Genomic DNA, 22,910 nt, shown 5'->3' on the forward strand with positions numbered 1-22,910 from the left:
TAATGGCGAGGGATATTTGGATGCAGAGCGCACACTCACTGCCAAGCTGGTTTAACCCAGAGGATATTTACAACCATTTCAACGGTCAGCCGATTGATTGTGATGCTTAATAATTTTCAATGTTTTACAGGAGTCGCCACTACTTCAGATATATTATTAACCTCATTTGCATCTAAATTCTGATTTCGTTGTTTAAACTCATTCAACAAATTAAAGAACTTTTCAAAACCAGCCCTTTCATCGTGACAGTAAAGCATAATCATTTTCGCCCAAGAGCTTACCGTTGTTATTCCCAGCTTTTTCTGTAACCAAGGCTGAAACTCTCCATAAAAATCTTCTTCATCCTCAGTATTTTCAATTTCCAATTCACTCCGAGAACATTCATACCCAACCAAAAACATAAATAAATCGCTCACAGAAGGACGACCAATATACATCCCTGGTTTGGCTTGAATTTTTGCTAAAATTTCATACACTCCGCTCATAATATTTTCTCCTTCTCGTCTGGCTTGATATTTTATAAATTATCTAACTCTTCTAAATAAAATTCCCCACTTCGACAGTCAAAATCATTTATCCATTCATCACGGGGTAATCCTTGAGGTGAAAGATTATCAAAAACCAGTCCGTAAACTTCTACACCGTAATGAATGCCATTATCAGTAATTGACTCACTATCACTGTAACGATTACTAATTATAAAAAAATCATTTCGCTTTTTAGTTCTGAGCTTTATAATTTTTCCCTCCATTCCATTAGAATCGCTCCATGACTTCAATGCTATGGCACATTTGTCACATTCAAGATTTTTAAATTGAGAGGAAATATTGCCAAGTGCTTGATAAATTTATTCAGTGGATAACCTGCTCAATCATACATCCTAAAAATTGCTCGCTTGTCACATACTAAACCGTGATTCCTGCAAGTCCAAACTTTTATTAAGCTGAATTTTTCATCCTCTCTATAGCGATATCACAGTTTCAGCAGATTGTCCCGGCGCGTGATGAGGGCGAAGATGTAAGGTGATTTCCGTATCGAGTCGCTTGAGGAAAATGAGGAGTTTGCCCCATGCCCCATGCCCAATTTTGGGCGATCGCCAACACTAAACCTTAATAAATTCTTATATTAATAACAAGCTACTACCTCAATGACGAGTTTTGACCTTTTCCTTTATTGCTTGATTTATGTTTGTCAATACCTTCATCAGACGGCCAGTACTAACGACGGTCTGCACGTTCATCATTTTGCTGCTGGGAAGCATTTGTATTCCGATCCTTCCCATTTCTCAGCTACCAGACCTCGCCCCAGTGCAAATCACCGTTAGCTCCAACAATACTGGTGCGGATGCTCAAACAACAGAAAGCACTGTCACCAACATTATTGAGCGACAAATTAATGGTGTTAAAAATGTATCCTATATATCTTCTAATACGGGTAATGATGGTTCCAGCAATATAACTGTCTCCTTCCCAACTGATGTCAATAGCGATATTGCTCAAGTAAACGTTCAAAATAAAGAAGGACTTGCTTCACCTCAATTGCCAGATACTATTCAGCGAACAGGTGTCACCGTTGAAACGGCATCAAGCAGTCTGCTTCTGGTCTATGGGTTTTACTCAGATAATAATGAGTATGACAACATTTTTATCAGCAACTATGTCGATCTGTATATTCTCGATCAGGTTAAACGGCTTCCTGGTGTAGGAAAAGCTACGATTTTTGGGGAGCGCAAATATGCGATGCGTCTTTGGCTTGATCCTAACAAGCTTGCCCAACATCAACTAACTCCTCAAGATGTGACAACTGCCCTGCAAGAACAAAATATACAGGTGGGTGCAGGGGCTATTGGTAAGGAACCAGCACCAGATAATCAAAGCTTTGAATTTGCTTTACGGGCAACCAGTCGATTTAAAGATGCGGCTGAATTTGAGGATATGGTGCTGAAGGTGAGTCAAGGTGGCACTAATGGCACTACTAATAGCACCAATAGCACCAATAGCACCAATAGCACCCTAGTTAAGCTCAGAGATATCGGTCGAGTTGAACTAGGAGCCGAGAGCTATCTGGCTGATGCCAAATTTACCATTCCAGGAAATGCTCCCAAGCCAGCCGTCGGTTTGGGGATATATCAACTTCCCGGTAGTAATGCCCTGGATGTTGCCCATGCTGTTGAAGACCAAATCAAAATACTAGAGAAGAATTTTCCACCTGGACTCAAAGGACAAGTGGCATTTGATACGACTCCATTTGTAGAAATTTCTTTAGAAGAAGTTCTCCAGACTCTGGTTGAAGCGATTATCCTGGTGGTCTTGGTAATTTTTGTCTTTTTGCAAGACTGGCGTACCACGATCATTCCCACTGTAGCGATCCCCGTTTCCCTGGTAGGGACGTGTGCGGCTCTGTTGGTTTTAGGATTTCAGATTAATACACTAACTTTATTTGGTTTTGTGCTGGCGATCGGTCTTGTTGTCGATGATGCCATTATTGTGGTAGAGGCAGTTGCAGTCAAACTGGAGCAGGGGTTGAGGCCCTTGGAGGCTGCGATGGAAGCCATGAAAGAGTTAACTGGGGCAGTCATTGCTACTTCACTTGTACTCATGGCAGTATTCATTCCAGTTACATTCATTCCCGGTACAACTGGGATTGTCTACAAGCAATTTGGGTTAACGGTTGCTTGCTCTATTGCCATTTCGACCTTCAATGCTTTAACTTTCTCTCCGAGTATGGCAGCCATCCTCATGCGCCCTGCTCAGACTCCACGCGGGCCTTTGGGGTGGTTTTTTGGGCTGTTTAATCGGGGATTTAGCTGGTTTACACGCCGCTATGTTGGGTTTGTTAGTTACCTTACCCATATCAAGCCGATTGTAATTGGGGTTTTCATTGCTGGTTTAGTAGCAACGGTTTTCATGTACAAAGCAGTTCCGACTGGGTTTATTCCAGAGGAAGATCAGGGGTACTTCTTTGTAGTTGTCCAAGGGCCTGATGGGGTTTCTTTGAAATACACCGAATCTGTGATGGAGCGGGTTGCCAAAGAAGTAACATCGATTCCCGAAGTTAAAGTTAGTTTTATGATCAGTGGCTTTGGTTTCGATGGCAATGCTTCCAATTTAGGCATTGCCTTTGCTAACCTGAAACCCTGGAAAGAGAGAACTGAAGAATCTCAGTCTGTCTATGGAATCCTTCAGAGGATGAACAAAAAGCTCTCTACAATTACAGATGCTAGAGCGATCGCTGTGAATGCTCCTCCAGTTAGAGGATTAAGTAGTACAGGTGGTTTTGAGTTTATCATTCAAGATAAAACCGGAAGTGCGCCGATTCAAACCCTGCTTGATACTGCTCAAAAATTTATTGGGGCGGCCAATAAAAACCCTGCTCTGCAACGAGTCTTCACTCAGTTCACCGCAGACACTCCTCAGTTTGACATCCAAGTGAACCGCAACCAAGCCAAAGCTCTCGGCGTTGAACTCAACGACATCTTTGGGGCATTGCAAAGTTACTTGGGGTCGCAATATGTGAATGACTTTGTGCAGGGACAGCGACAGTATCGAGTATATGTCCAAGCAGATGGAATTTTCCGCTCTAATCCAGATGATATTGGCAAGCTGTACGTTCGCTCTGCAAGTGGGGCGATGATTCCATTGAGCAATCTGGTGAAAGTTACTCCCTTTGTAGGGCCGAAAACTATCTCCCATTACAACTTATACAGGTCAATCAAAGTCCAGGGTTCTCCGGCTCCTGGCGCTAGTTCTGGACAGGCGATTCAAGCAATGGAGAAACTAGCAGCAGAGGTCTTACCTCAAGGGTTTGGTTATGAGTGGACTGGGACTTATCTCCAGGAAAAGACATCTGGGGGATCTACCGGCTTAATTTTTGCCTTCGCCTTCGTTATTGTCTTTCTGGTGCTAGCGGCTCAGTATGAAAGCTACATTGACCCGATCATTATTTTGCTGACAGTTCCCCTCGCAGTATTGGGAGCAATGACGGCGATTTGGGTACGTTCTAATATTTTCATGGCAGGTAGCCTCTTCCCCAAAGTGGTGGATGATATTTATTGCCAGGTAGGTCTAGTGACTTTGATTGGTCTAGCCGCAAAGAACGCGATTTTAGTCGTGGAATTTGCCAATCAGCAGCATGAGCAAGGCATGAGCTACACACGGGCGGCGGTGAAAGCGGGGCAAGAACGTCTGCGACCCATCTTAATGACTTCCTTTGCAGCGCTGTTAGGATTTTTGCCCTTGGTGATCTCTCAAGGGGCTGGAGCCAGCAGTCGTTGGTCTTTAGGAACAGCGCTCTTTGGGGGGCTGATGCTTTCAACGTTCTTAAGTTTGTTCTTAGTGCCAATTTTGTATATTTTGGTTAAGAGCTTGGCTGAGGCTATATTTTATCCGAAGCGATCGGGTGGCTCAAAACCTCCAGATTCTCCAAATGGAGCTTCGGGATCTGAACATATTTTGCCTGCTGGCTCAAGTCACCCAGAGACACAGTTCAGGTCTCAGCAAGATGGGATAACCTAATTTTTGTCCCTACCTAAATCTCTCTAGCAAACTGCCTAGTTTTGAAAAGTTTGTAGTAACGACTTTAGTGCTTAGAAAATAAAGACTTAAAGTCGTTACCCAACAGGTTCGTTAGTCGCTCATGGGGGAAACCCCTTTGAGCGACTAACTCACTACGAACTTGCTTACCCAGCAAACTTAAATTGACCCCAATTGACCTATGTACACCCAGACAGACAGCTTATATTCATAACATCCTCTAACTCTGATACGATTTTCTGTAATTTCCTGCTTGCTAAAAAAATTAGTCGAATAGAAATTAAGTACTTAGATAAGGAAAAGTGAAATGGGACTGAGTGAGGGACTTTTGAACCCGACCAAAAAGGCTATGGTCATAGATGACTGTTGCAACATGATTGAAGGACAGCTTGCATCCAAGTCAGGCATCAGTGGCATCGCTTTAAAAACTGCCTTCGCCGCCCTGAAAGGGGTTAAGCCAGGGTATATCCCCTACGTGGTTGAGCAGATTTTACCGCAGTGCTTCACAGCACTTGATCCCATCTGGAGTCAAGGCGTACAGAAAGGCGATCCAATTGAATACCTGAATGCAAATCGTTCTCAGACGGCAGACGCGCTACTGGGTGTCACCGATGCTAGAGTCAAGAACGCCAAGCGTCAAATCGTGCGAGGAACCTATGAAAAACTTCGCGGTTCAGCCAAAAAGCACGTAGAAGAAGCAGTGCCAGAATTAGCCAAAGTAATCAATAATTACACTAAGTCCTGAGCCAGAAGGGAAGAATCACAATAAACGTATGCCAGCGTTCGATGCGTCGGTGGCTGGCATACAGTAAAAAGATTATACTTGTAGCGCCAAGGTGTTATATCTGCTAAATTTCCTGATATTTACCGAGTCAGCTTGAAACAGCAAATAATCATGAATTGCTGAGTTTCCCGCATCCCGTGTATTCCTATGAAAAAAGTTACCCTTTATCGATACCGCACTTATGGACTAATTGGGTTAATATCCTTAACCGCCGTATTAAGTACAAGTACACCTGCCTTAACACAGTTAGCAGACGATTCTCCAATTAAGCAAACTCCTATCCCTGCTTCTAACTTAATCTGGCCGACTCAAGGGTTTATTTCTCAAGGCTTCCGCAAATATCAACATGAAGGAATTGATATAGCAGGGGCATCTGGTACTCCAATTGTTGCTGCTGCATCTGGTACAGTCATCAAAGCCGGTTGGGATAATTGGGGATTAGGCAATGCTATAACTATTAAACATCTTGACGGCAGTATCACTGTTTATGGTCACAATCGCCGTTTGTTGGTGAGGAAAGGTCAAGAGGTCATTCAAGGTCAAATTATTGCTGAGATGGGATCTACAGGCAATAGTACAGCGCCTCATCTGCACTTTGAAGTTCATGCAAATGGTCTAATAGCAGTTGACCCCCTTCGGATGCTAACATCTTTAACTGCAAGTGTTGCATCTGCTGCTAAACAGCAAGTGGATAACCAGAACCACCCAGTCTCAACACCCCTACTAGCAAAACAAGTTTCACCTTCACAGCCAATTCCAATAGGTTTTGCACCTGTTAGCAGTGATAATAAATGCAATGGAGTTACCATTATTCAGGGTGAGACTGCAAGTATTCGTGTAAAAGTCTGTGAAGAAAATGGTCAGTTATTTTATATTGGACAGTTGAAACAAGACCCTACCAAGCCTATAAAAATTGCAGCTTTAAATATTGGCAAAGGCAGATATCGAGCAGATAATGGTAGTTTTTATTATTTAGTTACCCCTGAAAAAGTGGAAGTTTGGCGAAATGGCACTCAGATGCGTTCTGACAAGTTTTATAATTTAACAAAATCGCCATAAAGTTATCATAAAATATTTGACTGTAGTGCAAGCGATCGCTTGAGTTGATCAATTTGCTAACTCAGTCCATTTGAATTGTCATTGCTTCTTTGTACTGTCCAGTTTCAATCCCTAATAGGGATTTTAGTTGATTGCAATTTCCTTTAGTATGGACAATTCCTGCCTTTTCATGGTTTCAATCCCTAATAGGGATTTTAGTTGATTGCAATCGCTGGCGTCTGAAAGCCCTGTGTTATTTGGTTTTCAAGGTTCAATAGCGCGAATAGGAAAATTATAACATGAGAAGTGGCAATTGTGCTAAACGAAAATAGCTGAAAGGCAGTCCACATAAGGTGCGCGGATAGTTTAAAGATTCTACAGCCGTCAAATGTTGCATACACGGCAATTCAGGCATTTTTGTAGTCACCTCTTCACCAACACCTACCCATTCGCGCACTGATCCAAAAAACTAGTCTGATTGAAAAGCGGTTTTTTATCCATGAGCTTAGTACAGACTTTCTTTGATTTCTAGCGAAAGCAATTGCCATCTATTAAACCTCTGCGTTTCACTTTTAACCCTTAATTCGTGATAAAACTTAAAATTTTTCCTTAGCAGCTAACATCTGTAAAATTTTTTCTACATGATCCAACTCTCCAACGATTCGCCGAATTGGGTGTGGCCAAACTTTGACAAGGGTAGGAGTTGCAGAAACCTGATTGAGTTCTGCTTGTTCTGGATGAGTTAAAACATCAATCACTTTTAGAGTATAAGGATGTCCCAGCGATCGCTCCAACAATTCGTGTAAATTTTGCAGAATGCGTTCGGTGGTACTGCTATGTCCAGCAACAAACAATCGCAGAACATAACCTTGTGTGATGGCTTCCTTTTTTTGTACAATTACTGGCTGGTGGTATTTTGGCACAGGTTCAGAAAGGTCTAGACGGACAATTAAATCGTGATCCTCCCAAAGCTGCGGGAATGACGAACGATAACTTGTTAATACCATGCGATCGCACAACCCCTCTTGCCAAGGAGCTGCTTGCCATACTAACTCCCCTGTGCCAAAAATGGCATTAAGTAAAGCTTGATGTCTAATGACAGCCGGATAAGCTTCAGCAAAAGTACGCACTTTTTGAGTACGTGGATCTAACCAATGGTCAATAGTCGCAGTATAACAAGGCACTAAAAAGTGCGGTAGCTCTGGTAAATCTAGGATTTCTTGCAAAGCCGAACACAAATGCAAATGCCATCGACCTTGTTTGCTAGGGTCGATGCAGTAAATCAAATCTCCTCCAGGTGTAAATAGGGCAATGCCTTTAAACAACTGGGGTGTAGATAGTTTGTTTGTCGTCAAATTATTCACAGAGGTTAAGAAGCTAAAAGTAAAAAATTCTCTCTTTTACCTTTTACCTTAGCTATAACCTCAACCAGGATGAGAAAGATATTTGGGAGTGGGGAGTGGGGAGTGGGGGATGAGGGAGCAGGGGGAGCAGGGGGAGCAGAGGAGAATAATTAATAACCAATGCCCAATGCCCAATGCCCAATGCCTAATCTTAAACTCGACCTCGGAGAAACTGTGCCATTTCGTTTGGAGTTGGCGACATTTCTAAAGCAGTCTCTTCAGTGATGCGACCGTCTTGATAGAGATTGAGCAACGACTGATTCATAGTAATCATGCCGTCAAAGCTAGCTTGTTTCATCAACTCGCCAATTTCATCATACTTACCGTCTTTGATCCATTCTTTAATAGCCTCAGTATTAATCAGCACATCGTGGAAAGCAGCCCGCTTTCCGTCAGTTGTGCGGCACAAACCTTGGGCAATTACAGCCACCAAAGACTCAGAAATTGCCACCCGCATTGCATCCTGTTCGTCACCAGAGTAGAGATTGAGAATCCGCTCAATGGTTTTGACAGCGCTATTGGTGTGCAGGGTTCCCATAACTAAGTGACCAGTCTGAGCGGCTTTTAGGGCGGTGTTAACTGTTTCCTTATCCCGCATTTCCCCCACCAGAATCAAATCTGGATCTTCCCGCAAAGCTGCTTTCAAAGCGTTGTCAAATTTCCGGGTATGCATTCCTACTTCCCGTTGTTTGACTAAAGACTTGCGGCTTTGATGGATAAATTCTATCGGGTCTTCAATGGTGATGATATGCTTGGCCATCTCCTTATTGATGTAGTCAACCATCGCCGCCATTGTGGTGGACTTACCAGAACCAGTCGGCCCAGTCACTAAAATTAAACCTTTGTGATGATGGCAAATATCCCGAAAAATTGGGGGTAATCTCAACTGTTCCATAGTTAAGATTTTTAGCGGAATCAACCGCAACACCATCGCAGGTCCTCTAAGGGTACCAAAAACATTAATCCGCACGCGAGCAAAGTCATATTGAGTTGCTCCGTCAAATTCTAAGTGTTCTTCAAAGCGCTGAATTTCTACCTCACTCATCACCTCCCGCAACCAATTCATGAAAGCTTCTTTATCTGTTTCTGGATAATCCCATGATTGAATTTCTCCTCGGCTGCGGAAACGGGGTACTTCACCTACACCCAAGTGCAAGTCAGAATATCCCTCATCGTAAGCTTCCCTGATTAACTTCTCTAAAGTAGGCCCGGCACTGCTGTTTTTAGAGAGAACTGAAGTAGGTATTGGCGGTGGACTAACCGGACGATGACCTGCAACCGGCGGGTTAGCACTCCTATCTGACATATCCAATGTTTGTGTCATCTGCCTCTGGGTACTAGAGGTTGGCGGTGGTGGCGGCGGCATTGGTGGCAGGTTACGGGGAGCAGCAGAGTTAGAATTTGATGGAGACTGTGATTGTGTCATATATCTTCACATTTGGCAGTTAAAAAGTTGAATTAACGAGAAGTCAAGTCACTTACTTTGATGACTTTTGGAGAGTGGTTGCACGCCAGCTTTAGTGGTGATAGGAGGCGATTGAAACTCTTGAACCATGTTCAATCCATTTCATCGACCTCAATTTGTATCTTTTTTTCGTGAAATTCCACTAGTCAGATTATTTAGATAAATTATTTAACCTATCTACACTGGTTTAACACACGGAAGGACTCAAACTCCTTCAGAAAAAATACAGAGATTGTTTCGTAATTTATAATACTTATGAGTAAACATAAATATTCTGAGCTTTTTAGATGAGAAATTTATCCCAGGCATGGACACGAATTGCCAGCAATTAACAGCACAAACACCAGCAGATAATTTATTCAGACTATCTAAGAATTATGAGAACCAATACTAGTTTTTATAAGAAATGTTAAGTTGAATAGGAGTAATATCGTGGGGATCAAGGTTAAAAGCTCATACCTTTTAGCTTATATACCTGAAGGCAGATGCCGAAAACAAGTTGTTTGATATAGATATAAACGTTGACTTTTAATTCATAATTAGAAAAAATTAACTGTAAAGTTTAGTAAATAAATGCTCATTTTCCCAAATAGTTTTTATATACTGAATTTCACGTAGAGAAACAAAATCAGTTTACTCGCCAAAAGCGAGAGATCACTGAAAATTAAAATTCGTTGTGTATTTTTGGGAGGAAAAGTCATGGTTTCTGCTCAAAGCTCTAATCTAGGAAAGACCTACTCCTTGTTGATGATTAAAAGCTTTTTAATATGGACTTTTACATTAGCAGTATGTTTGTTGGTTGTCGGTTTTCCACTAGTTGTCTTGATGGCTACGGTCGGATGTCTGTTGTCGATCATCTTACAATCTGTGATGCCTGTTAGTGCTGTTTTGCTTGTAGCAGGCGCTTTAATCATGTTTAATGTCATGGCAGTTGTCTTAGCTGCGGGTGTACTAACTCTTAAAGGAGTTCATCCCAGTGAAGTTAAATGGTTAAGCTGGTTGCATGGAGAATCAGACCAAATGCAGACTACTGTTTACGCTGCTTGCCCTTTAACTTGTGAGATTAAATAATCGTTACAGGTGAATTCGACAAACAGTGCGTCTGCCCGGTTAAGCCGGGTTTTTTCATGCTGTTTGTGATTTTACTTATGATATCAAAATGTAGTATATAGATAAATTCGATAAACAGTGCATCTACCCGATTAAGGAATGTGAATTAAATAACATCCAAATATGGTTTTTAACCTCACCCCGCCTTTGACGAAAGTCAAAGTCTCCCCTCTTTGAACTCACGGAGAGGGGATGGGGGTGAGGTTTTGTACTTTATTAAATCCGCGTTCCTAAGCCGGGTTTTTTCATGCTTATTGTGGGATTTGTGCTTTTATATTTATGGTTTGTGTGATGATTGCTCGCTAACTATTGACTATTGACCATAGACTATTGACTATAACCATTGGCAAATGACAGATGACTAATGACTAATAAAAAACGTGTTTGCATTATTTTGGGTACTCGTCCAGAAGCGATTAAATTAGCTCCTGTGATTCAGGTTTTCCAAAAGTCTTCAAGTTTTGAGTCGCAACTAATTCTAACTGGACAGCATCGAGAGATGGTTGAGCAAGTTATGCAGCTGTTCAACATTAAGGCAGATTATGACTTGGAAATTATGCAGGTTCAGCAATCTCTAAATGATATTACCTGCCGTACTTTACAAGGGTTAGAAGCGTTATTTAAAGAGAAAAAACCAGATTTGGTGGTGGTGCAGGGAGACACTACTACGGCTTTTGCCGCAGCTTTGGCAGCTTTTTATCAAAAAATCCCTATCGGTCATGTAGAAGCAGGTTTAAGAACTGATGATATCTTAAATCCTTACCCAGAAGAAGCTAATCGGCGGTTGATTTCTCAAATTACTCAGTTGCACTTTGCACCGACTCCTTGGGCTGTGGAAAATTTGCACCGTTCTGGTGTTTTGGGTGAAATTCACATGACGGGTAACACGGTAATTGATGCGTTGTTGAATGTAGCTGCAACCCAAGCAGTTTGTAATGTACCAGGCTTAGACTGGGATTCATACCGCGTTCTGTTAGCAACAGTTCATCGTCGGGAGAATTGGGGAGAACCTCTGTTAGCGATCGCTCAAGGCTTTTTACAGATATTAGACAAGTTTCCTGATACAGCAATGCTATTACCATTACACCGCAATCCGACAGTGCGAGTTCCGTTACAAGAACTTTTAGGGAATCATCCCCGAATTTTCTTGACAGATCCTCTAGATTATGGAGAATTGGTGGGTGCAATTGGGCGATCGCATCTTTTGCTGACTGATTCTGGTGGCTTGCAAGAAGAAGCCCCCAGTTTGGGAAAACCAGTATTAGTTTTAAGAGATACCACTGAAAGACCAGAAGCTGTTGCAGCCGGTACAGCCAAACTTGTAGGGACTACGAGTGAGAACATTTTTGCAAATGCTGCTGAGTTACTTAGCGATGCAGATGCTTATGAAGCAATGGCAAATGCAATTAATCCCTTTGGGGATGGTCATGCAGCAGAGCGCATTTTGCAGATTGTACAAAATTACCTGGGTCTTTCATCAGAAATATCAACTTAGGAACTTAGATTAAACAAAATGCAAAATTTCTGTTTTTCAAGGTGCATAAAATTGGTTTTTCTGCCAGTTTTTTTTAATTTAAGACTTCCTTAGCTTAGATTTCTCTCTATCTCACAAGAAAATAGTACAGGACTTACGCAAACAATTCAAGTAAGGGCAATTCATGAATTGCCCTTACGATAAATCTTCTATATGTATCAGGATTTTCGTGAATTGCTATAAGTCCTATAGTAGAATCTAGAAACGAGATTTTCAAAAGGTGACTTTTGGCTAAATACCCAGAGAGGCTCGTGTTTCTGGCCCCACCGTACCATCTACAAGTAAAGCTTTACTTGCCTGAAAGCTTCGGACTCGGTTAACAGTTTCTTGACCGTAAATTCCATCAACTTTGAGATTACCTAAAGCTGTCTGAACGTCTCTGACAAGCAGACCTCTAGAACCAGGGGTAAGAATCACCGAACCGCCAACACCACCAGGTCTAGTTACAGGAGGATTGTTAGGTCTATCACCAACCCATCGAGCAAAAACGTATCTACCCGTAGAAAGTCTAGCAAAACCGTTTTCATACCTTTCAATTGCTGGAAGTGTTGCGCCATTTGGTACACAATCCACATAGGAGTAGTTAGAGCTTGGGCCTGTACGGATACGTAAACAACTGCCGTTAGTCTTGACAAATGCAGCCGAACTAATTTGAATTTGGGCAGCAGCAATAAGTAATACACCAATACCAGCTAAAGCTAACCAAGCTGAAGATTTAAGAAGTTTTTTCCAATTAAATTTAGCTTTGGTGATTCCAGATGCCTCTTCTTTAGTAATAACTATGTCAGAAGATGTAAGAGGTTTTTTGCTATCTAATTGAGATTTAGACGGATTATATTTGGTGTTTCGAGATGCCTCTTCTTGAGCAATAAACATTTGAGAATAAGCAAGATATTCCATAATGCACCCCAATATATGAAAAAATGAGTCCTCACAGAGAACTACTTCAGTCTTATCTGTATTTATTCTTAGTATATTTTATATCCCTGTGTTTTAAAAAGGTTTTTGCTGGTAGCGCAATTAAGAAAAGATAAAATCAACGTGAGTTCGACAAACCTCTCCCTGCGTTGAACTTTAGTTCAACGCTGTCCCTCTCCGACTCGGAGAGGGACGATTTTGCGTAGAAAAATCAGGGAGAGGTCTTTTTGATTGAGCTAATTAAGCGGACACTATATAAGCCGTCGAATTCACATTGAAATCAGTTAAAAGATTCCTACAAAAATGCGATGTCTACCACGGACTACGCCAAGGCACTGATTTATGATGAAAATCACCAGGCGTTGACATAATCCGTAGTAGACATCACATTTTCAAAATAAATAAAATTTAGTTAAAACTTTCTTGTTTACAGACTCCCCCCTTAGGCATGCAAATACGTCAAGCGTATTGTTCGAGTCTAGTTAAACTAGCAACCATAGCAGCTAATTCGTCTAAGTCTATCGGCTTGCAACGGTATATATCATAGCCTGCTAATAAGGCACGATTACGGTCTTCGTCGAAAGCAGATGCCGTCAGAGCAATAGCTGGAATGTTTCTCCCTCGCTTTGCTTCCAATTTTCTGATCTTCGTGAGCAGTGAGCAGCCGTTCTCATCTGGTAAATAAATGTCACTAATTAGGATATCTGGTTTAAAAAATGACATTATTTCTAAAGCATCACTTGCCGAAGCAGCTGTAATAATCTCTGCTCCGTCTAATTCAAATAAAAAGGTAAGTAAGGTTCTGGTATCAGCGTCGTCATCCACAACGAGCAATCGCAGACCTTTAAAAGATATCGACTGATTAGACATTATTCTCACCGCCGTGGAACTAGAACACTTGGAGTTGCAAATGCATCAAATGGGATGTATTTGTAAATGCCATTTGATGCCTACTTTACTAAATATTAATGGAACTAACTGGCAAGCGTCTGTCCGGTTCCAGACATTGTAAGTTAATATTATTCACTAGCGATCGCGCCTTGGCTGATTCCCCAGCAACCGAGCAAATTCGTTTTGGATAACTCGATAACACTCGCAAGAAGTTGCTTCCAAATCTTCCCGGTTCAGGATGTTAATTTGACCACGCTGATAGCGAATCATTCCGGCTCGGTTCAGGGCGCTAGCCGCTACTGTCACACCAGAACGCCGTACACCCAGCATCTGGGCGATAAATTCTTGCGTGAGGGGAAATTCTTCTGATTCCAAACGGTCAGATACTGTGAGAAGCCAACGAGCCAGCCGTTCTTCTAGTGTATGAAGACGGTTGCAGGCACATGATTGTGTAAGTTCGGTATATATACCTCGGACATAGCGCAGCAGCAGGTTTTGAATAGCTCCGCCCCGATTGAATTCGGTTCTCAAAACATCTGCATCCATTTGCATTCCAGCGCCCGCAACTTGGACAAACGCTTTTGTGGTTGTTGTGTTGCCTCCTAAAATTACTGGGATACCCACCATGCCTTCATTACTCACTATCCCAACTTCCACGGTCGATCCATCTTTCATACTAGTGACTATAGAAACCACTGCGTGTTGGGGAAAATAGACTTGTGTAATGGGTTCTCCTGGTTCGTAAATGACTTGCCGAGTGGAAAGCGAAACTAACTTCAGGTGCGGAACAAGACGCTCATAATCACTAGTTGGCAAAGCCGCCAGTAACTTATTTACTTGCGGCTTAAGAGTGTTTTGGCTCACTGAACATTAAAAGAGAAATTCAATCACAATACTTTAAATCAAGTCACTTTTGCGAGTCTGTCCGGTTTCGCACACATAACTCAAAAAAATTTTCTGGCTCGGTTACTGGGCTTCATGCCCAGTAACCGAGCAAATTCGTTTTGGATGACTCGATGACACTCGCAGGAAGTTGCTTCCAAATCCTGTCGGTTCAGGATGCTAATATGACCACGTTGGTAGCTGATCATTCCGGCTCGGCTCAGGGTGCTAGCTGCTACTGTCACACCGGAACGACGTACACCGAGCATTTGGGAGATAAATTCTTGCGTGAGTGGAAAATCTTCTGATTCCAAACGGTCAGATACTGTGAGTAACCAACGAGCCAGTCGTTCTTCTAGTGTATGGAGACGGTTGCAGGCAGCACCTTGCGCCAGTTCAGAGTATACAGCTTGTACATAGCGCAGCAGCACACTTTGAATAGCTCCCCTCCGATTGAACTCGGCTCTCAGGACATCTGCATTTATCTGCATAGCAGCACCAGAAATTTGCACAAAGGATGTTGTGGTTGTCGTGTTATCTCCTAAAATTACTGGGATACCCACCATGCCTTCATTGCTTACTATTCCAACTTCCGCCGTTGAGCCATCTTCCATAGTGGTGACTATAGAAACCATTGCCTTATCAGGAAAATAGACTTTTGTAATGGGTTCGGCTGCTTCGTAAAGGATTTGCTGGACTGGGAGCGGAACTAGCTTGAGATGGGGGACAAGACGTTGATAATCACTCGCTGGTAAAGCTGCGAGCAGCTTATTTGGTGGTTGCTGAAAAAGGCTTTTATCTAATGGCATTAAAAGTCACTCTCCTTAAGGTAGGTGACTTTAGAAAACCTAACTCAGGGCACAAGGAAAGAACTTCGGAATTTAATCCTAATGTCGAAAGGTGTATTCTCTAAAGGAACACGGGGAAAATCTAAAGAATCTTAAATGAACAGACTCTCAGAAGTCTGTACGGTTTCGTACATAGAAGCTTCAAAAAAATTATTTTTGCCGTTTATTGGGCTTATTGCCCAATAAACGGACAAATTCATCTTCTATAATCTGATAACATTCGCAGGAGGTTTTTTCTAAAGCCTCTCGATTCAAAATGTTAATCTGACCACGGTGGTAGCTGATGGTTCCGGCTTCGCTCAGGATGTTAGCTGCTTCGGTGACACCAGCACGACGTACACCGAGCATCTGTGAGATAAATTCTTGCGTGAGTGGAAATTCCTCTGATTCTAGACGGTCAGAAACTGTCAGCAACCACCGAGCCAGCCGCGCCTCTAATTTATGAAGACGATTGCAGGCAGATCCTTGTGCTATTTGCGTGTATACAGCTTGCACGTAGCAAAGCAGCAGGCTTTGAATAGCTCCGCCCTGATTGAACTCGCTGACGAGTATATCCGCATCCATCTGCATTCCAACGCCTGCAACCTGCACAAATGCTGTTGTGGTTGTAGTGTCATCTCCTAAAATTACTGGGACACCCACCATGCCTTCATTGCTCACTAAACCAGCTTCTACAGTCGAGCCATCTTCCATAGTGGTGATTATAGAAACCACTGCCTTATTAGGAAAATATACCTGTGCGATCGGTTGGCCTGCTTCGTAAAGGACTTTCCGAAGTGGGAGCGTAACTAACTTTAGATGGGGGACAAGACGCTCATAATCACTGGGTGGCAAAGCTGCCAGCAGATTATTTGCTGGTTGCTCAAGGGCATTTTTGTTTAATGACATTGGGATTCTCCTGAATGTAGCTGTCTCTAGAAAAGGCAACTCGCAGCATAAGGAGAAAATCAAGAATCTCATCCTAATGTCAAAAGGTGTATTCCCTAAAAATGATTTTAATAAAACGATTCTATTTTTATACTTATATATAATATAACATAATTAAATTAGGGATTTACAGTAGCAAATAAATCCTGATGTAAATCAAAAAAGTTGGTATAGCCTGCTAAAGCATCTATCTAAAGTTTGAGAGCAAAATAATACATGCATAGCAAAATAGCCCGCCTCAGAATTCATTCTGAGTCTAATAGCAAAAGTCGTCTTTAGACGACTGAGAAAATATTATAGTCCGTTTGAACGAGCCTTATGATAGATATTCCTATGCGGTGCATAGGAACGAATTACGAATTTGTAGTGAGCGTAGCCGTTGGCGCAGCCTCTCCAAGAGTTGTATTACGAATTACGAATTACGACTTTCCCAAAGTGAGCCGCACTTTTGAGGTAATGATAAGCTTCTCGCGCTTCAATGAAGGGGAAAACTCGATCAATAATCGGTTTGATTTGATGTTTTTGCATCGCCTGATTCATCGCCTCAAACATTTCCCGACTGCCAACATAAATGCCCTGAACTGTTAAACTTTTAAAAAGTATTGGCATGGGGTCAATTTCATTTCCTCTACCTGACAATACGCCAATCAAACTAATACGTCCTCCAATACGGACTGCTTGTAGTGATTTTGGCAAAGTGCCTGCACCGCCTACTTCTACTACATGATCTACACCTGTGCGATTAGTCAATTGGTAAACTTGTTTTTCCCAATCTGGTGTTGTTTTGTAGTTGATTATTTCGTCAGCACCAAGCTGTTTCGCTCGTGCCAATTTCTCATCACTGCTGGAAGTAATAATCGCTCTAGCACCATGTATCTTGGCGAACTGGAGAGCAAAAATCGAAACTCCTCCTGTACCGAGTAATAAAATACTATCACCTGCGTGAATATTACCTTTTGTGACTAGTCCATGCCAAGCTGTGACTGCCGCACAGGGTAAGGTTGCGCCTTCAATGTAGGTTATGTGGTCAGGTAATATTACTAAACCATCTTGGTGTAATACGACATACTCAGCTAGCATTCCATTGATACCTCCTCCTAAATCAGATTTCATTTTCTCTTTGGTTAAAGAGCCATAAATCCAGTCTTGGAAGAAAATACCAGCAACGCGATCGCCTATTTTAACTCGTGTCACACCTTCCCCTACCGCCACGACTTCCCCTGCACCGTCAGACAGGGGAATTAAGGGATATTTCTGTCCAGAACCGTAAGAAGCTTCAATGAGAAGCAGATCGCGGTAATTTAGGGATGTTGCTTTGACTTGAATGAGAACTTGTCCCGCAGTTGGTTTTGGTTCAGGGCGATCGACTAATGCAAGAGTATCAATCCCGGCGTTGCTTTGAATTTCGTAAGCTTTCATTGGCGGACTCCTTTTGCCAAGGATAATAGTGTTAGAGAAATTTTGTGCTGCTTTTCTAGACGAAAATAATTATTGGTAGCAATTATGTATGAAGATGCGCTAAATCATATTTAAGTACAAGAAAGAAAAAAGAAAAACGAACCGCAAAGGACGCAAAGGACACAAAGAAAGAAGAAAGAAAGAAAGAAAGAAAGAAAGAAGTTAAAAGGGTTTGGTGCAGCCTCACAAAGAACTGACAATTCAGGTCATCTGGAAAACCTCACTTCTATTTCTCTCTTCCTTTGAGGAGAGAGAAATAGAATTTTCCCCCCTCCCGCTACGAGTTGGGGGTTAGGTGTTTCGTGGCTTTTCTGCATAACCTGAATTGTCAGCACAAAGAAATGCTATGAGGAGGGAAAAATTTATAATTAAAAAGCAGTAGTTTAATATGAAATTAAACTACTGCTGTTTATTGTAATAGATAAATAGTGACTACTCTTAGTTGATAGTCATTTTGCCTTATGAGCTTGGTTGCTGATCGGGAAACATACACTTATCAGAATCGCAACCACTAGGGCCAGCCTCTGACATTTCACCTAAGTCGTAGCGGCTTAAGACTGCACAGAAATCATCTGTTTTACGCCGTGCTTTCACTTCTTGATTTAAGCGATCGTAGGTTGCTTTATCTATCGGTTCAAATGGCAAACGTGGAAATGATTGCAAATCATCAAAACGAGCTAAAAGAGCGGCTGAAATATATCCCTCATCATTCTCGATAGTTTCGTAGATCCTCTGTGCTAAAGGTTCAATTTCATCAGATCGAAGTTCTAAAGTAGCTGATGTGTTGTGAGTCACATACCAACGTTGAACCTGGAGGACAAAATCAAATTGGGCTAAGACTGAAAACTTAGAAACATCAATTTCATCAGCCCCTAGTAAATCAGCCCAAGATACAGAAACAGGAATTTCTACTAACCACTCACTCACCCGTGAATCAAAGGGATCGTTGAGCAAATTGCCCTGTTCATCTTTATCTGATTGAGAGGGAATGACGTTGTAACCGTAGTCAATACAAGCTAAAGCTACTGGGTCATTTTTGCCGAAGGTAATACGGCGAATAAATCTTTGCGCTTTCGGGGGATGCCATCCTGAACTAGCATTAGTTAATAATGCCTTCGTGCCACTTGGTTGGACTGTGGTACAACGATTTGGACGTTTGAGATTGTGGCGATCGCAATAATCCCAAACTACCCGATGTACAATATCTTTCCAGGAACTTAGATATTTTTCTTCCTCACGCTTAAAAGCTAATCCTTGTGCAGTTGCCGGTCTTCCTTGTTCCCACCAGCGCAGCCAATCAACACCAAAAGCATGGACAAAGAAATCAAATAAACCTGTAAAAGAAACTCCTACAATCGGGTCTAATTCACGGCTGTATTGATAGCGTGGTTCCAGGAATTTGTGATTTAAAAGTGCTGCTACAGATAGCGCCCCAGCAGTGAAAGCTTCCTCCTGTTCTTTGTAGTTATGTGGGTCAATTTGATTTAGGTGAACCTCTGACAAATTGCAGTTGCCAGTTAGGGTATTACCAAATACTCCTTTGTGATGTTCCGGTTCATTAAAGCAATAAGTATCGTGTAAACCTGGTAATTCTTCCACACCTCTAACTATTTGCCATTTACCTTTGTATTTGGCGTCACATCCTTTGCTCACATCCAAACGCTGGCAAGGAATTTGTCCACAGTCAATGATTTGCAAGTAGTATAAATCTTGACTGCGAACACCATAGTTAGTTACTGACCCTTTATGAGCGCAGAGATTTAAAGAAGAACGGATACCGCATTTAGTTAGCAATAACTGCACTCGATACGCACGTTCGTAATTAGAGATGTAAATTCTAATGCCATTGCTATGTGTATTTGTGCCATCTGTATCCGCTAAACCAGCGATAAATTGCAAAATTGCTTGGCGATTCCAACTAGCAATTACATTCAGTGACTCTGGATTTGTTTTTAAGCTCTTTAAAAATTCTCCAGAAAAACCTAAGTCTGTTACATCTGTAAAAGTCGGTGAGTAGTCATAGTTTCTTTCAGGAGACTTACTTCCTATTACAGATAAAGTTGCTTTCTGTTCATAGAGTCTAATTTTGGCATTACCATTTTGGTCTGTAGTTCCATCTCCTACAGCTATCCCCAAAGTATAGGCATAACTTGAATCGATGTTTAATCCATCTTCATAGCCAATAGTAAAAGGCTCAGTATGAATGTCATATCTACTAACATCCATCAAATCCTTTGTTTGGACTTCTTTGTATTCTTTATCAAATCTATCTTTCACAAAGAAGCGATGATATTCGGTGACATCCAAGTAAGTACCATCTGCAAATTTTACTCGATATAGCTTGCGTTCGCTACCAGTTTTAAATGGTGTTACCTGGCTCCATTTTTGACCATTCCAAATCTCAATTTCATCTCCAACAACATCTTTGATTTTAGGCATTCCATCTCTAGTGATCAGTAAGGTATCACCGCTCACACAATGGAAGTTAGCGCCTACTATTTCACCACACGGATTTAGCCCATAGCGAGCTAAACGATGTTCTAGCTCATTAGCATCAAGCTGAGGATAGCGTTCCTGTAACCATTGTTTTGCTATTTCTTGTTCATAAGCTTGTAAAAACTCAACTTTCAAAGCTTGTGTTGGCAGCAAATCAATGTTCGATCGCGCCACGGCTTCACCAGCCCATTGAATCGCTCCCTCGCCACTATAATATTGTTTGCGGACAGCATCAATGCATTCTTCTAAAGTTGGCTTGCGGTGAAAAACTCTGGTGTGGTTTGCCATCCTGAGTGCATCACGCTCTGGATCGATTCGCCAGTTGCCACTTTCATCTTGCTGCCATAAATTATCTTTGGCATTGGCGAATAAACTATCTTCGCTAGAACCTTGCCTCATACCAGCACTATTGTGTGTCAGATAGCCATCACAATAGAAACAATGAGCTTCTTCGACTTCAATATCGTAAGTCTGGACATGATCATAACTGCCCAGTCCTTTAACACTGATTGGAATATCTAACGAGATATCAGCTTCAACGATATAGCGTTCATAATTAGCATCAACACTGCGAGAACCTTGAAATCCCATATCTCGCATCTCGCTATAGGTGTAAGCTTCCCGCATGATTGCACCAGGCACGGTGAAACCATACATTTTCAGCCCTTGGCGGAGTTCTCGCTTAACTGAGTGAGGTGCAATAAGAGCGTTATAACGTTCTTTTAAGGCTGGAATTGTGAGGTTGTACTTAACTTGCCATCCCGACTGCTGTGGATGAGTAATGCTAATTCTGCCAGCGATACCCAAGCTGGATAAAACTGCACTAACTTGTCTAATAAATGACCGATAGACTGAGGTAACTAAGTGAGGGGGTCGGTTATTGACAGCACCATTACTGTCCATTAATCCAGCTAGGTAAGCCGTCCTGATATCTACTGAACCCTGCAAAATAAAACTAGGAATTGCTAGGCGAATATTAGGTTGCTTGATATAGCTATGGAAGTACTCAGCTAGTCGAATAGATGAACAGATTGATTTGGCAGTGTTTTCGCCATTGATGATCCCATGAGTAGCAGTCAATCCAAATAAAGCTAAAGCAGCATCTATTTTGGCTTGAATTCTAGCTGTGAGTTCCGTATCTAAACTGTTCATTGTCCATTCAACGCGGCCATACGGCTTATCATACTTATTGCGACCCAGAGCAACATAGCCGTCACCGTGGGTTAAGCCAATTAGCCAAGCAACCTCAGCTGTTAATTCGGGAATTACAAATGACTTAGCTGTGCGACTGTTTGAGGGTCGAGATTGAGTAAAATCAGGGGGTAGATGGGTAACTGTACCAGGTAGAACTTGTGTGTTGTGCAGTAGGCGATCGCCCTCAACTAGATTTGCAATTGACTTCCAAGTAATTCCCCCTTGAGCATCTGCAAGAACTGCTTGTCTGTGGTTTAAAGTTGCTCTAGGGTAAGTCGCATTAGTTTCAACTTCATAGACATCCTGAAATCCTTGGTCGAATTTATCAACAACTCGCCGAAATCCTAAAGGAGTTTGTACTAGATCACCTACTTGAACATCGCAAATGGGAACAAGACCTTTGGAAGTATGAACTAAAGCATCTTCAGGTAGACAGCGCCGAATGTTGCCAGCAACAATTGTGACAGCAGCTTGGTCGATTAATAGACAGCATTCAACTGAATTTAATTGTCTTCCTCTAGCTTTATTCAGGATGGAAGCACAACGCTGATAAAGTCCGGGCAATTTAACAGGATTAGCAACTCCTCCAAAGCCGTTGAGAGTTTCTCCTGCTTTTCGGACATCGCTGATATCAACTAATACTTGTACAGACGCAAAATTTTGCGTCTGTACCTTGCCAAATTGTTCGTCAGTGGAAAGTTCTAAGAGGGCTTGATATGATTCAACCCAACCTTCACGGCTATCTCCAACGTGAATAGTGACGTTGTTGCCTTCTATATGAGTTTCAGTATATTCACGCCGTTTTTGGGCAGGAGTGCTGCCAATTTCGCCTTGTACAGTGACATTCAGTTGATTACGGATGGGGGGCAACTGGTTAATAAATTGTGCTTCTATGACGGCTCCAGTACCACAGCCCATCATTGCCAAATCCATCATTAATCCGAACGCGCTCCAGTCTTGGAGATTGGTAGAGGTGCAATTATAAGCCCCGGAAAAATTCTTTGGCTTGGTTATCCAGTCTGTACCACCTACCCATAGCCAGCGCCCACTGGGCATAGCTTTCAAGTTGCGCTGCATCTTATCGAGTATGACAGCTTCTTCTGGAGTGAGCTTTCCTAACTCGACTAAGCCGAGTAGAGTGCGATCGCATACCTCATCCCATGTTTCCCTTAGTCCCGCCTTAGTCCGGCGGCTATAGGTTCTAAAAAATACGGGATTAGCAGCCGGTGCAGTTTCGGGAAACTTTGCACTCTGGCGTTTTCTTTCGAGTTCTCGAACCATATACTAAGTGTCTTGCGTTCTTGTTGCGTGCGGACAGATTATGACTATACGCCAAGTGGTTTGAGTATTAAAGATTGTCAAATTGTCCACTTTACGCTAGCTATAAGCCGTACTCTTTGCGACAGAAATTTATAATGTATAATGTCCTT

The 22,910-nt window shown here is 42.1% G+C and carries 16 protein-coding genes; 5 read left to right on the forward strand and 11 right to left on the reverse strand.

Annotated features, from left to right (window positions below; all coding sequences use genetic code 11):
* Positions 1 to 116: 116 nt before the first annotated feature.
* Together V7K32_RS13185 and V7K32_RS13190 are read right to left on the reverse strand one after the other, a co-directional pair.
* Positions 117 to 485 (reverse strand): hypothetical protein, encoded by a 369-nt coding sequence (locus V7K32_RS13185; protein ID WP_334993830.1) that lies wholly within the window; start codon positions 483 to 485, stop codon positions 117 to 119.
* Between the two features lie 32 nt (positions 486 to 517).
* Positions 518 to 847: a papain fold toxin domain-containing protein gene (locus V7K32_RS13190; protein WP_334993954.1), complete on the reverse strand. Its 330-nt coding sequence runs from the start codon at positions 845 to 847 to the stop codon at positions 518 to 520.
* Positions 848 to 1,184: 337 nt separating this feature from the next.
* Between V7K32_RS13190 and V7K32_RS13195 the strand changes: the two genes are divergently transcribed.
* The 3 genes from V7K32_RS13195 to V7K32_RS13205 all read left to right on the forward strand — a co-directional run bounded on the left by V7K32_RS13195 (position 1,185) and on the right by V7K32_RS13205 (position 6,375).
* Positions 1,185 to 4,514, forward strand: a complete 3,330-nt coding sequence (locus V7K32_RS13195; protein WP_334993832.1) for an efflux RND transporter permease subunit — start codon at positions 1,185 to 1,187, stop codon at positions 4,512 to 4,514.
* Positions 4,515 to 4,839: 325 nt separating this feature from the next.
* Positions 4,840 to 5,277, forward strand: a complete 438-nt coding sequence (locus tag V7K32_RS13200; RefSeq protein WP_334993834.1) for a DUF6918 family protein — start codon at positions 4,840 to 4,842, stop codon at positions 5,275 to 5,277.
* A gap of 186 nt (positions 5,278 to 5,463) precedes the next feature.
* Entirely contained in the window at positions 5,464 to 6,375 is a 912-nt protein-coding gene (locus tag V7K32_RS13205; RefSeq protein WP_334993836.1) for a M23 family metallopeptidase, read from the forward strand.
* Positions 6,376 to 6,950: 575 nt separating this feature from the next.
* On the opposite strand, the gene V7K32_RS13210 is transcribed toward V7K32_RS13205, so the two are convergent.
* A complete protein-coding gene (locus V7K32_RS13210) occupies positions 6,951 to 7,718 on the reverse strand; it encodes a circadian clock KaiB family protein (RefSeq protein ID WP_334993838.1) in 768 nt (255 codons plus the stop codon).
* A 190-nt stretch (positions 7,719 to 7,908) separates the two neighbouring features.
* The gene (locus V7K32_RS13215; protein WP_334993840.1) at positions 7,909 to 9,183 is read right to left on the reverse strand and encodes a type IV pilus twitching motility protein PilT; all 1,275 of its coding nucleotides are present in this window, start codon (positions 9,181 to 9,183) and stop codon (positions 7,909 to 7,911) included.
* A gap of 738 nt (positions 9,184 to 9,921) precedes the next feature.
* On the opposite strand from V7K32_RS13215, the gene V7K32_RS13220 reads away from it, so the two are divergent.
* Both V7K32_RS13220 and wecB read left to right on the forward strand, forming a co-directional pair.
* Positions 9,922 to 10,293 carry a hypothetical protein gene (locus V7K32_RS13220; protein WP_334993842.1) on the forward strand — a complete coding sequence of 124 codons (372 nt, stop codon included), beginning with the start codon at positions 9,922 to 9,924 and terminating at the stop codon, positions 10,291 to 10,293.
* A gap of 403 nt (positions 10,294 to 10,696) precedes the next feature.
* Positions 10,697 to 11,827, forward strand: coding sequence for a non-hydrolyzing UDP-N-acetylglucosamine 2-epimerase (gene wecB, locus V7K32_RS13225; RefSeq protein ID WP_334993843.1), 1,131 nt, complete (start codon positions 10,697 to 10,699; stop codon positions 11,825 to 11,827).
* A 270-nt stretch (positions 11,828 to 12,097) separates the two neighbouring features.
* Here the strand turns inward: wecB and V7K32_RS13230 are convergent, their stop codons facing one another.
* From V7K32_RS13230 to nrdJ, 7 genes are all read right to left on the reverse strand, one after another.
* Positions 12,098 to 12,766: a peptidoglycan-binding protein gene (locus V7K32_RS13230; RefSeq protein ID WP_334993845.1), complete on the reverse strand. Its 669-nt coding sequence runs from the start codon at positions 12,764 to 12,766 to the stop codon at positions 12,098 to 12,100.
* A gap of 477 nt (positions 12,767 to 13,243) precedes the next feature.
* The gene (locus V7K32_RS13235; RefSeq protein ID WP_334993847.1) at positions 13,244 to 13,654 is read right to left on the reverse strand and encodes a response regulator; all 411 of its coding nucleotides are present in this window, start codon (positions 13,652 to 13,654) and stop codon (positions 13,244 to 13,246) included.
* Positions 13,655 to 13,810: 156 nt separating this feature from the next.
* Positions 13,811 to 14,539, reverse strand: a complete 729-nt coding sequence (locus tag V7K32_RS13240; protein WP_334993849.1) for a Crp/Fnr family transcriptional regulator — start codon at positions 14,537 to 14,539, stop codon at positions 13,811 to 13,813.
* Positions 14,540 to 14,619: 80 nt separating this feature from the next.
* Positions 14,620 to 15,366 (reverse strand): Crp/Fnr family transcriptional regulator, encoded by a 747-nt coding sequence (locus V7K32_RS13245; RefSeq protein ID WP_334993851.1) that lies wholly within the window; start codon positions 15,364 to 15,366, stop codon positions 14,620 to 14,622.
* A gap of 189 nt (positions 15,367 to 15,555) precedes the next feature.
* Entirely contained in the window at positions 15,556 to 16,293 is a 738-nt protein-coding gene (locus V7K32_RS13250) for a Crp/Fnr family transcriptional regulator (RefSeq protein ID WP_334993853.1), read from the reverse strand.
* 444 nt (positions 16,294 to 16,737) lie between these two features.
* Entirely contained in the window at positions 16,738 to 17,751 is a 1,014-nt protein-coding gene (locus V7K32_RS13255; protein WP_334993855.1) for a zinc-dependent alcohol dehydrogenase family protein, read from the reverse strand.
* A 498-nt stretch (positions 17,752 to 18,249) separates the two neighbouring features.
* Positions 18,250 to 22,761, reverse strand: coding sequence for a ribonucleoside-triphosphate reductase, adenosylcobalamin-dependent (gene nrdJ / locus V7K32_RS13260; protein ID WP_334993857.1), 4,512 nt, complete (start codon positions 22,759 to 22,761; stop codon positions 18,250 to 18,252).
* Positions 22,762 to 22,910 lie beyond the last annotated feature (149 nt).

The sequence above is a fragment of the Nostoc sp. genome, assembly GCF_036917635.1.
GTDB lineage: Bacteria > Cyanobacteriota > Cyanobacteriia > Cyanobacteriales > Nostocaceae > Nostoc.